The organism is Roseimarinus sediminis (assembly GCF_050433125.1).
GTDB lineage: Bacteria > Bacteroidota > Bacteroidia > Bacteroidales > Prolixibacteraceae > Roseimarinus > Roseimarinus sediminis.
In genome coordinates this window covers 1-14,677 of record NZ_JBNPXV010000011.1, presented here as the reverse complement: position 1 = coordinate 14,677, position 14,677 = coordinate 1, and the positions used below count along the sequence as shown (strand labels likewise).

Genomic DNA, 14,677 nt, shown 5'->3' with positions numbered 1-14,677 from the left:
TGTTTCAGGTTTTTCTGATGATTAATTCAGGTTGAATGATGTGTTGTTCTGTGATTTGATTTTTCTGAATCTTCACTGTGAGTGCTGCGGCCCTGGCTGCCAGTTGTTCGTATTTACAGTCGATGGCGGTTATGGCCGGTGTAAAATAGCGGGTGAGTGAAGTATTTCCGTAATTGATTAGCGACAGTTCACCGGGAAGGACCATTCCTTCGGAAGCGAGCTTACCAACCAGTGTTGCCGCATGATGATCGTTGTTACAAATAATGGCATCAATACCATGTTCTCGGCAATAAGCAGCATCGATTTCCATTACAGTGGCCGTACTGATGTTCTGAAACTGCCTGTTTGTTGCATGAACATACAAGCTGTTTTCGATGTATTCATGCAAGAGGTTCCTGCCTTTCCACTGTTCGTTTTTTACCAGCAGAATGTTGCTCTTTCCCTGCTGCTGGAAGTATTCGAGCGCCCTTTTGATGCCCAGTTCGTAGCTTTGTATTACACAGTTAAAAGTGCTTTGCGTCATCGTGTTGTCGAGCAGGATTAAGCGGGTTCGGCCGGTAATCAGGCGGGAATAAAAGCCGGTGGTGAGCGTTTCGTCGTAATTGGGAACCACCATAATGCTTTCATAGCCTTCGTGAATCAGTTGCCTGACGAGCCGTTGTTCTTCTTCGGGCTGATTGTAATGCAGGTAATAACTGAAGTCGCGCTGTACTGCAAGTGCTTCGCTGTGCAGGTTGCTCAGCAATTGCTCCATGTTCGACGAATACAGCGGAATGATTACTGCCCAGGCTTTTTTAATTTCCCGTTGAGGTGTGGCAAAAGTTCCCCGACCGGCAATGGTGGTGGCCCAGCCTTCGCGGTTAAGCTGCTGCAATACCAGTTTGGCCGTGTCGCGCGATACTCCATGCCGTGATACAATCCGGTTGATGGAATCGATCTGTTCGCCCGGCTGGTAATGCCCGCCAGCAATACGTTCCTGATAGTATGCTGCCAGTTGCAGGTACAGGTGCTCAAATTGTTTGCTCATCATGGTGCTTTAAAAATCTAAAAATAATCAATTCAAACCACACACAGCATCACACTTAATGAGCCAGCATCACAGCTATTTTTAAAATGAAGCGGAAAAGCAGAAAGAATGCAATGAAAATGTGACGGTCAAACCAGTGAATTTCTTAAAACAATTTTAAGAAAGAAGGAGGTATGGGTGTTTGAAATCGGAGCAATTTGCCTGTCAGCGGATGTTTTATTGAAAGTACACGGGCATGAAGTCCAAGTCGCCCGATTGGGTTGGTTTGTGCACCGTACTTCTTGTCGTTGATGATACTGTGCCCGGCATCCTGCATGTGAACCCTGATCTGATTTTTACGCCCCGTTTCGAGATGCAGTTCGATCAGGGTATGCGTTGATGAACGTTTGATTACCTTAAAATGAGTAATGGCCAGTTTTCCGTCTTTGGCTTTCTGGCCTGAATAAACCTTCATCGACTTGTTCTCGTGCAGGTACGAGCGGATGCTTCCGTGTTCTTTTTCAAACACACCTTCAACTACAGCGATATAGCTCCGTTCAGCAAGCACCTGGTTCCAGTTTTCCTGAAGCAGTTGCTTTACTTTCTGGCTTTTGGCAAACACCATAACTCCCGATGTTTCGCGGTCGAGCCGATGTACGATGAATATTTTATTTGCCCGGTTCTGCTGTTTTACATGCTGGCTTAGCTGAAAGTAAACGGTATGTTCCCTTTCTCCTTGTGTGCCCATACTCAGAATGCCGGCTTGTTTATCTACAATGATCAGGTGTTCGTCTTCAAAAATTATTGAAAATTGTTTAGAAGCACGTGGCAGTTCCTGCGTCCGTTGATTGGAGATGGTGATTTGATCGCCAGCTTTAAGGTGATGATTAAACTGGCTGATCTGTTGCTTGTTAACTAAAATCTGCTGATGCGACAAAAGGCTTTTTATGTTGTTACGCGATTTTCCTTTCAGGCTGATGAGCAAATACTTCATAAGCTCCTCGTCGCGATCAACATTCAGAATGGTTGTATTAGCCGGTTTAAACGAAGCTGGTTTATCGTGCTTCATTCGATTATTTTTTTTACCCGGCCAACTTGTCCGTCCTCCAGTCGTACCTTAATGCCATGCGGGTGTTGGGGCGAGTTGGTCAGAATATCTTTCACGATGCCTTCAGTGAGTTGTCCACTGCGCTGATCGGCTTTAAGTACGATCAGCACCCTGCTGCCCGAACTGATATTTTTACGGATGTTACCTTCCATGTTCGTTTCTGGTGTGCACGCCAGTTTTTTTTTTGTAAAATTGTATGGCGCTAAAAGTAAGAAAAACGATGACAAAGGTGAAAGAAAATCCTTCAAGAAATCCTCTCATGAAATCGGCAATGATGCCGGGTAAGAAATGTTCGATAATTCTCACCAGTACGAAAATGAAAATTCCGCTAAAACCAAGATTTCTAAAAAAGTTATTCATGCCATTCAGTTTTAATGTTTTAAGTCGTTAAGCATTTTAAGTGCCGCGTCGCGTAAGGGCTTCTGCCTTTTTCTCCAGATCATGCTCCCGATGAAAAAGCCAATGCCGGCCGATGGAAGTATCAGTGCCTGGGTAATCAGGGTGATTCTCAGCAGATGTCCCGGAATTTCGGGTTTGTACAATATGAGTATCATCGCCAGTTCAAGGATCAACATAGGTGGAATAACCAGTAAGATTTTCCGCTGAAATAACTTGTAACGCCTGGCAACCTGGTTAAGCATCTGTACGGTGGGAAGTCCATAGTCGACCATGCGGTATTCCTTATTGAGCCATTTCATAATGAAGCCAAACAGGGTAAACGATACAGCATAGGCGAGGCCTCCGGCTTTTTCATACAGGGTATTATTCTGTGGAAGTGCAAAAAGGAGAAGATAGACAGGTGCCAGTACCCACATTACCCACTGTAAATTACGGGTCATTTTGCGGTTGCGTTCATCTTCTTTTCTAAGGCTGTTGATAAAGCCTGGCATATTGGTCGATGGATCGATATTTCTATATTCTTTAGTCATTCTGGATTTGTTTAACAGGTTCATCAATCTTATTTTTCGTCCTGGTTTCAGAAAGCTTTTCGCGTAGTTCTTCTTTAATCCGGTGAATTTTAACCCTTACATTGCTTTCGGTCAATCCGATTACATTGGCAATTTCGCGGGTCGATAATCCTTCGAGTACCAGCGATATCAGGGCTTTGTCGATTACCGACAACAAGTTTAGCTGTGTTTGCAGTGCTTCGAGATCGTTTTCGAGTTGTTGTTTCAGCAGCAGCTCATCTTCCAGGAGTACATGCAGGTTTTCAAGTTCACGACTGACGGTCATTTTCATCTGACGGAATACCTTTCCTGTGTAGCTCAACGAAGTATTTACCGCCACACGGTACACCCAGGTGCTTATTTTCGAGTCGCCTCTGAAATGATCGAGGCTTTTCCATATGTTGATCAGAATTTCCTGATACATGTCCTTCTGATCTTCACTGTTGGGATTGTAGTAACGGCAAATACGCATGATCCGGTCGCCGTTATCTTCAATGATTTGTTTGAACTGTTCTTCCTTGTTCACTTTCATTGTACTACTTTTGTCATTTAGTAGGGTTAAAGTTGATTTGTTACATTTTGCAGGTATTTTTTTCGCAATGTTTTTACTTGAATGTTTGATTTTCGATCGTGTAGTAGACACCGATAGAAAGGAAATACTAACTTTGCACCTGCTTTTAACACACTACCTGACTGTATTTCTTTGTGTCTCCAGGCTTTTAGTTTGCATCCGACCCTGGCGCTTGCTTTTTATATAGAAACAATGGATCAAAAAAATTCAACCCTTGCTTTGGGTACCGACAATGTGTGGAAGCTCTTGTTGCAATATGCCATTCCTTCGGTGATTGCCATGACGGCCGCTTCGCTTTACAATATTACCGACAGTATTTTTATCGGTCAGGGCGTTGGTGCACTGGCCATTTCCGGTCTGGCCATTACTTTTCCGCTGATTAACCTGGCAGCCGCCATTGGCTCGCTCATTGGTGTGGGAGCTGCTACCCTGATGTCGTTGAGACTGGGGCAAAAAGATTATACAACTGCCAATCATATTTTGGGTAACGTTTTTGTGCTGAATCTTTTAATGGGCACTGTGTACTCCATTCTGATTCTCCTTTTTCTCGATCCCATTCTGTATTTTTTTGGTGCAAGCAGCGTTACCATAGGATATGCACGCGATTACATGGTAATTATTACGCTGGGGAATGTAATTACCCACATGTATCTGGGATTGAATGCCATGTTGCGTGCAATTGGAAAACCCCGTTTCTCGATGTATACGACCCTGGCTTCGGTGGTAATCAATATTCTTCTCACCTGGTTGTTTATTTTCGTTTTCGATTGGGGAATCAAAGGCTCAGCATTTGCGACTGTAATCGCCCAGGCACTAATGCTGGTGTGGCAGATTAAAATGTTTAGCAAGCGCGACAGTTTTATCCACATCCAATGGAGTGCCATGCGGCTGAAGACCAGAATTGTAAAAGATTCGCTTTCAATTGGGATGGCTCCCTTTTTGATGAACACAGCCATGTCGGCCATTGTCATCATCGTGAATCAGCAACTGGTCAAATACGGAGGCGATCTGACTGTGGGGGCTTATGGAATTATCAACCGGGTGGTTATTTTCTTCCCAATGATTGTGTTGGGCTTAACCCAGGGAATGCAGCCCATTGCAGGCTATAATTACGGAGCACGGAATTTCGAACGGGTGAACAGGGTGCTTAAATTCACCATTATTTTGGGCACAGGAACTGTTTTACTTGGTTTCACCATTGGTGAGTTGTTTCCACATACAGTGGCATCGATTTTTACAAGCGATCAGCAGTTGATCGATATTGCCGTGCCTGGCTTGCGCATTGTGATGATGTTCTTCCCGATTATTGGTTTTCAGATGGTCACTTCGAGTTTCTTTCAAAGTATTGGTATGCCGCGAAAAGCCATCTTTATGTCACTTTCGAGACAGGTACTTTTCCTTTTGCCCGCTTTGTTATTTCTGCCTTTGTTCTTCGGGGTAAAAGGGGTGTGGTACAGTATGCCTGTGTCCGATCTGCTTTCAGCGATAATTTCGGCCGTGATGCTTTATCGCTATTATCAGCAAACAAAAAATAAACAGTAAATTTGAAGCAATTCAGTTACTTATGAAATATCATCCTATCATTACACTGGGCAGAATGCCCGGAAGTGGCGGCCATCTTACCGGTCAACTTGTTGCACAGAAGCTGGGCATGGCTTTCTTCGACAAGGAGTTGATCCAACTGGCCTCGATGCAAAGCGGTTTGGGAAGGGACGTGTTTGAAAAGGCCGATGAAAAGTCGGGGCACAGCATTTTTGGAGGTATGTTCGGAATGCGTAATTCCCTCTTCAACGAAGTGTACTCGGGTTATTTGCTGAGCAACGAAGGACTGTTTCAGATTCAAAGCGATGTAATCAGGGAACAAGCAAGGCTGGAAGCCTCGCTCTTTGTTGGCCGTTGTGCCGATTATGTATTGAAAGATCAGCCCTTGTGTCTCAATGTTTTTGTTACAGCCAATAAGAATGATCGTATTGCACGCATTGTAGCCTTGCATCAGCTCAGTGACAAAGAAGCTTTGGCCTACATTGAAAAAGAAGACAAACGACGTTCATCCTATTATAATTATTTCAGTAACAAGCAATGGGGTGCTGCTGCCTCGTACCATCTGTGTGTCAATACCTCTGTTGTGGGAATTGAAAATGCGGCTGAGCTGATCGTTGCTTTCTCTGAAACCTGGATGAAAAAGGCAGCCTTGTAAAATGCACATATGCAATTAAGGGAAAGAAGAAGTCGTAATTTGCCAAACACAGGAGCTTGTTGCGAAATTGCTGCATAGTGAACTAACAATAAAAATATCAGTAAGGGTAAAAATCGTTTCATCAGCGGTTTATGTTCATTGTTTTCAACGTTCGAGCCATTCGTCGGGTACATGAATGATGCAAATGTTCATCGATCTGTCGTCGTCCGACAACATGGCCGACTGAATTTGTATGCGTGTTCCATCGGGGCTGAACGTGGGGTGCGGATGGTCGGCAGCAGTGCGCTTATGACCAGTCGAAAGCAACATCATTTCGTTGTTGCGCCGGTCGATCAGGTAAATATCGCGCTTAAAGTTATCGCCGACCACAAAACGTTTGTCGGGCGAGCCGCTTACGTGCCAGAACCCGCTTCCGTAGGGTATCTGTCCGGCGATGTGCATTTCGCGGGTGTTGATGTTTACAATGCCCAGCCCTGTTGGTTTTTCGCGTGTGCCCGAAGGTCCCCAGGCAGCTTCCTGTCCGGGGTTCGCACCTTTCACCCCGGTGCCTTTGATGGTGTCGGCTTCGGTTTCAGGAATGGGGCGATGCCCCATAATGGCAAAGGCTACTTCATCGTTGCTGATAACAGCCTCGTGGGTTACCCATTCGTATTCGGCCTCGGGATACAAGGGGCGTAAGCCGGTTCCGTCAGCGTTCACGATCCAGGTTCGTTGAGGTGATTTTCCCCCGGTTTCCCAGCAAAATACAATTTGCCCGGGTATCCAGGGATTGCTTTGGATATGGCCAACCTGAAAAGGTACCGAAACCACATATTTTATCTCTCCGGTATGGATGTTAATGCCGCCGATTCCTCCCGGGCCTGCACCCATGTTGCGTGGGCCAAAGTCTTTTTCAGGCTCAAGCCCTTCGGGCAGGTTCTTTATGGCCATATCGCGTCCGGTACGAAACCATGCCCATTCCTCTCCGCCGTCGAGCGCCAGGTCGCCCCCTGCACCCCATTCGGGCGGTATCGTGCCACAAATGCGTTCGTAGGCGTCTACTCCCTTTAATTTTCCGGCTTCGCTATCGGCAAAAAGTTTTTCGAGATTGACCTCTACAATTTGTATGGCATCTTTTTCATTTTCAACCCTGCGCATAAAGTACAGCATCATCGAATTTCGGGCTACGTTGAGCATGCCGGTGTAGCCCCCTTCGCTTACTTGCACCAATGTACCTGTTTTCTCATGTACCGCCATGGCTTCACCTTCCACCCGCTTCGACCGGAAAATAAGCCATTCGCCATCGGAGGTCCATTGGTTGTGGGTTTGATAAATTTTGTGATCGCCGGCCGGTGTACTGGTTAGAAATACCAGTTTGGCTCCGGTTACCGGGTCAGTAATAACTTTTCGCTCCGACGGGAAACGGGTTCCAATTTGTGAAAATGCAGCGAATCCGAACAGAACAAGAAGAGCGCTAAGAAGGATTAATCGTGGACTTATCATCGTAGTAAGTTTTAAAAGTGCATGAGAGCCCGTTGAGACCCAGGTACCGTATTTTATCCAAAGATGCATAATTTAATGCAAAATCCAGTGCAGCATCACGACTTCTAAAAGTAGATAAGCGCTTGGGAGCGAACGATCGTATTTTGTGCCAGCGTCAGATGTTAAACTGCTTTTTGACTGTTCAGTGTTTCATTTTACTCATTTGTTTCACAATTAGGTTGACTGCCATCTTAGGATGGAAACGGTACAGCCAATCGAGCATTCGGGCATCTTTTCCAACCATCACCCTGAATTTATTTTTTTCAATGGCATCGATCATGATGGAGGCTGCTTTGTCTGCTGCCAGGGTTTTATGGCTTGCGCTTTCTTTGGCATCTTTTTCAGCTTCGGGGCTTGTCAGTCCCGAATTCAACATAATATTGGTATTGATGGCCCCGGGGTGAATGATGGTCACACCAACATTGCTTTCTTTGAGTTCGGAATACAATCCTTCGGTTAAAATTTTCACAGCAGCCTTTGAGGCGCTGTACATTGTTTGTCCTGGAAAGGGAATAAATCCGCCCATGCTCGAAACATTCGCAATATGTGCTTCCGGTCGTTTGAGCAGGTGGGGCAGAAAGGCTTTTGTCATGTAAATGGTCCCATACAGGTTGACATTGATAATTCGTTCAATGATCTCATAGTCCAAATCGTTCATGTCGGTAAAAGGTTGGATGATGCCTGCGTTGTTGATGATTCCATCGACCGCACCATGGTGAGCAATTACAGCTTCGGGTAGTTGTTCAACAGCTTTCCGGTCGGCAATGTTAAGGGTATGAAGCGATACCTTGCCTGCTCCCGCCATTGTTTCGGTTTCCTTTAAACCCTTTTCATTGAGGTCTGCCATGGCGACTTTGGCACCTTTTAATACCAGCTGAATGACCAGTTCACGGCCCATTCCACTGCCAGCTCCACTTACAACGATTACTTTTTTGTTTATTTTCATTGATATATGTTTAACTATATAAACAGGCTTTGTTTACCTTTGTTTGCCTGTTTGTTTACCTGCATGTTTTAAATTGCATGTTTTCGAAAAAAAATGCCATCTGGGTGCAACCTTTCTATTCTTCTGCATCCTTATGTTGGTTGACCAAGCAAAACCAGATTATTTTGAAGACGATAAATTGGGAAAAACTCTACCGGGAAAATGCTCCGGCCCTGAAAGGCTTATGCCGAAGGTATGTTGGAGATGAAAGTCTTGCCGAAGATTTGCTTCATGAAACGTTTATCACGGCAATTAACAAAGCCGATACTTTTCGTAACCATGGAAGTATTGAAGGATGGATCCGTAAGATTGCCCTTAACAAGGCTTTGCTTCACCTGCGTCAAAAGCAACATGTCATGTGGCTCGACGAAAAGCTTGATCAAACTGTACACGAAACAACAATGGAACAGGCGCGAAATAAGATAAGGGCTGCCATCGAGCAGGCATCGTTTACAGCGGGTGAACTTCTTTCGGTAATCGATCACCTTCCGCTGCATCATAAAACGGTGTTCAATCTTTATGTGATTGAAGGATACAAACACGAACAAATTGCTCAAATGCTGAGTATTAGCGTGGGTACATCAAAGTCGCATCTGAGCAGGGCCCGCAAGAAGGCACAGGAGCTGCTTTATGCCAGGGCGCTGGAGCAGCAGTCGCTGATTCAGCGACGCAATATAGCGTGGTTTTTGCTTTTGTTATTACCCGGCCGCCCCGTTGATCGCATTTTCAGACGAGGGCTTAAAGGTTTCGAAATGAGTACCGCAATCCCTGCCTTTGTGCAAAATGCCACAACGCAAAATGCCATAAAATGGACAGCGACTCTTGGCGGCAAGGCAGTTCTTTACGGCTCGGCTGCCACACTGATGGCCGCAAGCTGTTGGCTGGCTTTCGGTAAGCGTGAGAACGAATCGGTGCAAACTAGTCCACAGCCAGCCGTTTTTTCCGCTCTTCCCGATACAGTAAAAACCAATGAACCCGACACCCTTTCAGGCGGAGTGCTTGAGCTACTTGTCGAAGAGGCAACTCAGGAAGAAAAGAAAGAAGAGCGAAAGCCGGCCAATGCAGAAGCAGTAATTATCAAAAAAACTATTGTAATCCATGATACCATCCGAATTGAAAAACCTGCAAACTAAAATTCTTTTGCTGCTCTTATTGACTTTAAATCTGCAATTGCCGGCACAATCCGACACACTGGTGGTGTATGAATACCAGTATGTTACCGATACGGTGTGGCTTGAACCAGAGATGGAACAGCTCATGGCCAATGCCCAAAGTAGTTTGAAGTTGGTCGCTTCAGAACATGCAATGAAGCCGGGAATTTCTGTATCGGTGAAGAACGAAAACCGGAGCACAGACAACCTTGCCCCGAATGTGCTTCCTGCAGAAGAAGAGGTAGATGCAAAGAAAAGCCTGCTTTCAAAGCCCTTGGTCAGTCTCAGCATTGGCTATTCCTGGGCGGCTGTTAAACCTAACCCTTATGGGGTCACAGGCATGTCATTGCTTAACCGATATGGGATCGAACTTAGATTTCCGCTTCATTCAGACCATTGGTCGTTCTCGGCCGGAATTCAGTCAAGGGGGAAACCCTATTCAAGCACAAGTAGTTTTACCAGCAGTTCGCTTGTCGACCTCGACACCATGGATACAAGAATTGAATACAATGTATCCTTTCCGTTTTTGCTCCATTATCATAGCGGCAAATGGATTCTTTTTGGTGGCATTGAGTTTAAAAGGGCGCTCCTGGAGGAAGATTATGAATTGATGCTCCCGGCCTACCAATGGAATGAAAGCGGTTGGACACTGGGCTTTGAATACCTGATTAAACCAAAGTTTTCCTTAACAGTAAAGGCCTATTCAGGCAGTTTTGCCGCAGCAAACAAGCGTTTAAGCACCAATTTGTATTCCTCGGCAAGCCATTCTCTTAGTTTAAGATTTTATTTAATGCCGCAAGGCGACCATGAATAATGATCCTTTTCTCTAAACCTGTCAAGCTAATCATTGCACTGCTCCTAACGGGCAGTGCATTTTCACAAACCCCCGATACGCTGGTGGTTTATGAATACATTCATGTTACAGACACGGTTTGGATAGAATCTCCATTGCCTGAAAACTTATCAGCAGAAAAAATAATTCTATCTGACACGATGTATTCGAAAACACCTCCTGAAATATTTTTTAATGAAGAAAGTGCCACCCTTTCCAAAATGAACATCATTAAGGAAAACAATCTCAAGAATGAAAAGATGAGCAAAACAGGATGGATTACTTTTTTATTACTCAGTATGAACACAACAATTTATGCTCAACAGAAATGGAACCTGAAGGCAGGCGCTGAGGGTATGTGGTTACAACACCATACAAGCACCATAGGCAACCCGATGTGGAGCGGGGCCTATTTGGGGGTTGAACGACAATTCAACTTTAGCAGAAGCCGGGTGAGTATTTCAACAGGACTTAAGGCAGCCTTCATGTCACCTCCTTCGGAGTACAAACAGCTGAAGGAAATCGATGAAACCCTGCCTGCTATTGAATACGATTATGCCAAAATATATACCCGCATATTGCTCGATGAATTGAATACCGGGCTCTTTACACTCAACTATCTTCAGGTTTCGCTGCCTTTAAAATTTAATGTGAAGCTGGGAAACTGGCAGCCCTTTGCCGGATTTGAGTTGAGTCATATGGAGTTTTTAAATAGCCATCGGGTAATAGGAACCAGTACCTGGCATCATCAGATAAAGACCCGATTTAATCTGATTGCCTTTCAGGGGGGGGTAACTTGCCGCATCAAGAGTCATTTAAGCGTAAGTGCGAAATTTGCAAAATCAGTCAACAGCATTTACAACAGCTTAAACATCCCCGAGGGGCTTGTGCTGGGCAATAACGATTATTATTTCAAAACCATTGGAGCATCTTTGGGAATTAATTATGTGTTTTAAAAGAAGTGGACATGAAGCAGATTCGAATAGGAACTTTAGCATTTACCGCTGTTTTATTGGGGCTTTTCATGCTGTCGTGCTCCAACGATGCGCTTGAACCCAGGCTTCGGGCCGGCGATGGAATCAACATCGTCATTGGTGATCACCTGTTGATAGCATCGGACGATATTGCCTGGTACGACAGTTCGTCACGACAGTTTTATCTGAATAAGTCGGTTGAGGCGGAACTGGAACAGATTAATTATACAAAGTATTGGATAGTATACAACGGAGCTATTATTTTTGAGGGCATGTTCAATGATTGTAAGCCCTGCGATGGTCCGTATACCGATTCCCTGCTGATTTACAACCGGCTCGACATGGCTGACTTTGTAGTCAAACTTGAACGATCGCAGTGTTGGTACATGGGCGACCCGCTTGTTCATGATCCGCGAAACAGCCCACAGCTCATTGATGCACTGAAGCAAAATGGCCAACTCAAAAAAGGACTGTCGCTTACCATCGAAAACCTTGTTCTGAAGAACGATTCGGTACTCAATGTCCGTTTTTTACTACACAACAACGACGACTGGAATTATTACGTTCTCAATCCCAATGTTTTAACCGACAATGGCCTGTACGACAACAAGTGGAGGATTACCTTGATTGACAGCAAGAAAGAAAGGTCATGGAATTCAATAAATGATCTTAGCCGGGTTTATAAGTACGATAGCTATTACGATATCGATAAGCTGTTGCTGTTAAAGGCTGGTGAAACCTACCAGTATGAGAAAGAATATACTTTCAGGGGATTCATTGAACCCGGTTCTTATTCAGTCTATTACAAATATCCCGGATTGGGAGTTGAATTTAAAACCATTGATGAAACCTTGCTCGACGATGGCCGCATATGGCTGGGCAACAATGAAAATTTGGTGGAAATTGAAATTGGTAAATAACACACTGACGAACTAATACCATGAGCTTTAAAAACCTATTATGTGTACTTTGGGTACTTGTTGTGTTTTCGGCCTGTAATAAAGAACCTGACGAAATCGAGCTGATCAGACCGCGAATTGATCTATCGCATGCAGATCTTCCTGCGCTTGAGAAAATGGGTGAAATCCAGTTTGATTATTTTGATGCCAGTATCATCGAGAACAGAGCATATTACGGGTATCGGTGGAGTAGTGATTCGGGTTATTGCCATGTACAAGTACGGGTATTTGAAAGCAGCAATGAAGCATACGATTTTTTTATCTCAAACAAGAATGGCTTTTCGAACGAAAGAAACAGCTATGACAGGCAAATCGACAACCCTGCAGTAGTGGGAAACTGCTCTTACAAGCAAGGGCAGGAATTTATCCGGAACAACCTGTATGTGCAAATTTATACCAACGATGAACTTGCCCATCTGGTAAATGAAATCGCACAAAGTGTCGACGAGAAAATACTCGAAACGGAAAGCTATCTGAATATCGATCACCTGAAAGTCCGCTTCGACAGTCTTTGTTTTAAAGAAAACCCCGCTCCAAAGAACAAGGAAATCCCAATCATTATCAGTTTCAAACCCAACATTGAGGTTTATGCCACGCATAGTACAATTCATTTTGAAGAGCTTGTTGTAAAAGGAGTAGATTTCGGTGAGCATTTTGGCATTATTTACGATTCTACACTGGCCGATCCCGATAAAACAAAAATAGGAATTGAAGTAAGTGTACTATCAAATTACGGCTTTTGCAGCGATTCGACCATTTACATCCAATTTGAATAATGAACCCTTTCATCAAACTAAATAGTTTACTATCGGCACTGCTCTTAACGGGCAGTGCTTTTTCACAAATACCCGACACAATTGTTGTATATGAATACATAATTGTTACCGACACTGTTTGGATGGAACCTGAAGTTTCTGAGATGGAAAGCATCGAAACCGCCATACTCCATCTCGACACCTTGAAGATGAAAGGAAACATTGAATTGATTTATCCCGAAAAAAGTGCCACCATTCCTATAAATCACATCATACTAGCAAACAACAATTATAAAATTGAAAGTATGAAACGGATCACCTTTTTAGGACTTACTTTTTTGGTGCTTAACGGGAGTATTTTGGCACAGCCAAACATCGAAAATGCAATTGGTTTGTACCTTAAAGGCAACAGCGGCTGGCAGACGGCCTACTATTATGAAATGGAGCAATACGGAAAAAGTGTTGCCAAACAGGAAGCAAGTATTGAAAACAATATTACCGGTGGAATAAAAGGAAATTTTCCAATTAGTTCTTCATTTTCATTTTCTCCCAGATTCAGTTTTACTCATTTGAAAGGGCTTCGAAATCAATATACATTTTATTTCTCCGAATCAAACAAGAGTTATGCTGGTTACACAAGTAATAATTTTGAATCAAAATTCTACTTCCTGTCAACCGACTTTCTTATCAATTATTATTTTCCCGTTGTACAAAAAGCCAACTACCGGGTGTATGGTGGTTTGCGGTTCGATTTTTTGGTATTGCAACGAAGTGAAATAGTTTTTGACGATCCACAATATTCCAATTTTGGCAAAGTAATGCTTAATTATGTTGGCGGCATAGGATTTGACTTTGCAAAGCGTTTTTTCTTTGAGCTTGAATATTCCAATCATATCAACAATTTCGTAAATACCAATTACATGCGTGTGCGAAACGGAGCATTTTCAATGAACATAGGGTGGTACTTCTGGTAATTGAAAGAAATAGAACTTCTTTCAATGGCTTACCCTTTATCTTTCTGGATTTTCAAAATTAAAGATCATACCACAACAGTTGCTGTAATCATTATCGAGAACAGGCTCCCGGCGCAAACAGAATCTTACCCGATCGGGCAGAATGAAATTATCCGTTCTGCTAAGGTAAAATTACTCGGAGGGGTAAGATAGAATTACTCGGAGGGGTAAGATTATTTATCACTGATTTTCTGAAACAAATGATGCTTGGTGGGAAAATGTTTCCTATAATTTCTGTTGTCGATATCCGATGTGAATCCGATATAGATGGATCAAGCCAAAAATTTGGGGAGTAACTTGATAAGTTTTTAATTTGTGGTATGAACTATGATGAAATTATAAGTTTAATGTTGCCCGATGGCATGTTGAACTACTTTACAGTTGTAAAGACCGAAAAGAACAAAGAATATTATACGATTTATCTCGAAGAAAATAATGTTCCTCCCGAAGAATACTCAAAACAACGTCTGATATCCAAGGGATTTTATGACGCAGTCACAGTGCAAGATTTTCCTCTGCGGGGCAAAGCATGTTATTTAAATGTGAAGCGACGAAGATGGACAAATATCGATACCGGCCAGATCGTTTGCAGGGATTGGACGATTGTAGCAAAAGGAACGCGAATGACACAGGAATTTGCGTCTTTTTTAAAAGCAAT

17 protein-coding genes are annotated in these 14,677 nt (G+C 43.6%); 9 read left to right on the top strand and 8 right to left on the bottom strand.

The annotated features are described in order from the left end of the window. Positions 1–4: 4 nt before the first annotated feature. The 6 genes from FHS86_RS14110 to FHS86_RS14085 form a co-directional block, all read right to left on the bottom strand. Positions 5–1,027 carry a substrate-binding domain-containing protein gene (locus tag FHS86_RS14110; protein ID WP_429414918.1) on the bottom strand — a complete coding sequence of 341 codons (1,023 nt, stop codon included), beginning with the start codon at positions 1,025–1,027 and terminating at the stop codon, positions 5–7. A 145-nt stretch (positions 1,028–1,172) separates the two neighbouring features. After that, complete coding sequence (locus FHS86_RS14105; protein WP_429414915.1) at positions 1,173–2,075, bottom strand: RluA family pseudouridine synthase; 903 nt, start codon at positions 2,073–2,075, stop codon at positions 1,173–1,175. Beyond that, positions 2,072–2,266 (bottom strand): YwbE family protein, encoded by a 195-nt coding sequence (locus FHS86_RS14100; protein ID WP_429414913.1) that lies wholly within the window; start codon positions 2,264–2,266, stop codon positions 2,072–2,074. Before FHS86_RS14100 ends, FHS86_RS14105 begins: the two co-directional genes overlap by 4 nt. After that, positions 2,256–2,474 carry a hypothetical protein gene (locus FHS86_RS14095; RefSeq protein WP_429414910.1) on the bottom strand — a complete coding sequence of 73 codons (219 nt, stop codon included), beginning with the start codon at positions 2,472–2,474 and terminating at the stop codon, positions 2,256–2,258. Before FHS86_RS14095 ends, FHS86_RS14100 begins: the two co-directional genes overlap by 11 nt. Positions 2,475–2,485: 11 nt before the next feature. Continuing rightward, positions 2,486–3,043: a hypothetical protein gene (locus FHS86_RS14090; protein ID WP_429414907.1), complete on the bottom strand. Its 558-nt coding sequence runs from the start codon at positions 3,041–3,043 to the stop codon at positions 2,486–2,488. Next, entirely contained in the window at positions 3,036–3,593 is a 558-nt protein-coding gene (locus tag FHS86_RS14085) for an RNA polymerase sigma factor (RefSeq protein WP_429414904.1), read from the bottom strand. Before FHS86_RS14085 ends, FHS86_RS14090 begins: the two co-directional genes overlap by 8 nt. Positions 3,594–3,824: 231 nt before the next feature. Here FHS86_RS14085 and FHS86_RS14080 point away from each other — a divergent pair, with 231 nt between their 5' ends. Beyond that, positions 3,825–5,174 (top strand): MATE family efflux transporter, encoded by a 1,350-nt coding sequence (locus FHS86_RS14080; protein ID WP_429414901.1) that lies wholly within the window; start codon positions 3,825–3,827, stop codon positions 5,172–5,174. 22 nt (positions 5,175–5,196) lie between these two features. Continuing rightward, positions 5,197–5,829, top strand: a complete 633-nt coding sequence (locus FHS86_RS14075; protein ID WP_429414898.1) for a cytidylate kinase-like family protein — start codon at positions 5,197–5,199, stop codon at positions 5,827–5,829. Positions 5,830–5,973: 144 nt separating this feature from the next. Here FHS86_RS14075 and FHS86_RS14070 read toward each other — a convergent pair whose 3' ends face one another. Beyond that, on the bottom strand, positions 5,974–7,311 hold the full coding sequence (locus FHS86_RS14070) for a TolB-like translocation protein (protein ID WP_429414895.1): 1,338 nt from the start codon (positions 7,309–7,311) through the stop codon (positions 5,974–5,976). A gap of 181 nt (positions 7,312–7,492) precedes the next feature. After that, the gene (locus FHS86_RS14065) at positions 7,493–8,296 is read right to left on the bottom strand and encodes an SDR family NAD(P)-dependent oxidoreductase (protein WP_429414892.1); all 804 of its coding nucleotides are present in this window, start codon (positions 8,294–8,296) and stop codon (positions 7,493–7,495) included. A 164-nt stretch (positions 8,297–8,460) separates the two neighbouring features. On the opposite strand from FHS86_RS14065, the gene FHS86_RS14060 reads away from it, so the two are divergent. The 7 genes from FHS86_RS14060 to FHS86_RS14030 all read left to right on the top strand — a co-directional run. After that, positions 8,461–9,468, top strand: a complete 1,008-nt coding sequence (locus FHS86_RS14060) for an RNA polymerase sigma factor (RefSeq protein ID WP_429414889.1) — start codon at positions 8,461–8,463, stop codon at positions 9,466–9,468. Continuing rightward, the gene (locus FHS86_RS14055) at positions 9,434–10,300 is read left to right on the top strand and encodes a hypothetical protein (RefSeq protein ID WP_429414886.1); all 867 of its coding nucleotides are present in this window, start codon (positions 9,434–9,436) and stop codon (positions 10,298–10,300) included. Before FHS86_RS14060 ends, FHS86_RS14055 begins: the two co-directional genes overlap by 35 nt. Then, complete coding sequence (locus tag FHS86_RS14050) at positions 10,300–11,274, top strand: hypothetical protein (RefSeq protein ID WP_429414883.1); 975 nt, start codon at positions 10,300–10,302, stop codon at positions 11,272–11,274. The genes FHS86_RS14055 and FHS86_RS14050 overlap by 1 nt, the downstream gene beginning before the upstream one ends. An 11-nt stretch (positions 11,275–11,285) precedes the next feature. Further along, positions 11,286–12,212, top strand: coding sequence for a hypothetical protein (locus FHS86_RS14045; protein WP_429414880.1), 927 nt, complete (start codon positions 11,286–11,288; stop codon positions 12,210–12,212). 20 nt (positions 12,213–12,232) lie between these two features. After that, complete coding sequence (locus FHS86_RS14040; protein WP_429414878.1) at positions 12,233–13,027, top strand: hypothetical protein; 795 nt, start codon at positions 12,233–12,235, stop codon at positions 13,025–13,027. After that, positions 13,027–13,980, top strand: coding sequence for an outer membrane beta-barrel protein (locus FHS86_RS14035; RefSeq protein WP_429414875.1), 954 nt, complete (start codon positions 13,027–13,029; stop codon positions 13,978–13,980). Before FHS86_RS14040 ends, FHS86_RS14035 begins: the two co-directional genes overlap by 1 nt. 359 nt (positions 13,981–14,339) lie before the next feature. Further along, positions 14,340–14,677: ISAon1 family transposase N-terminal region protein (locus tag FHS86_RS14030; RefSeq protein ID WP_429414873.1), on the top strand; the 338-nt coding region annotated here is incomplete at its 3' end.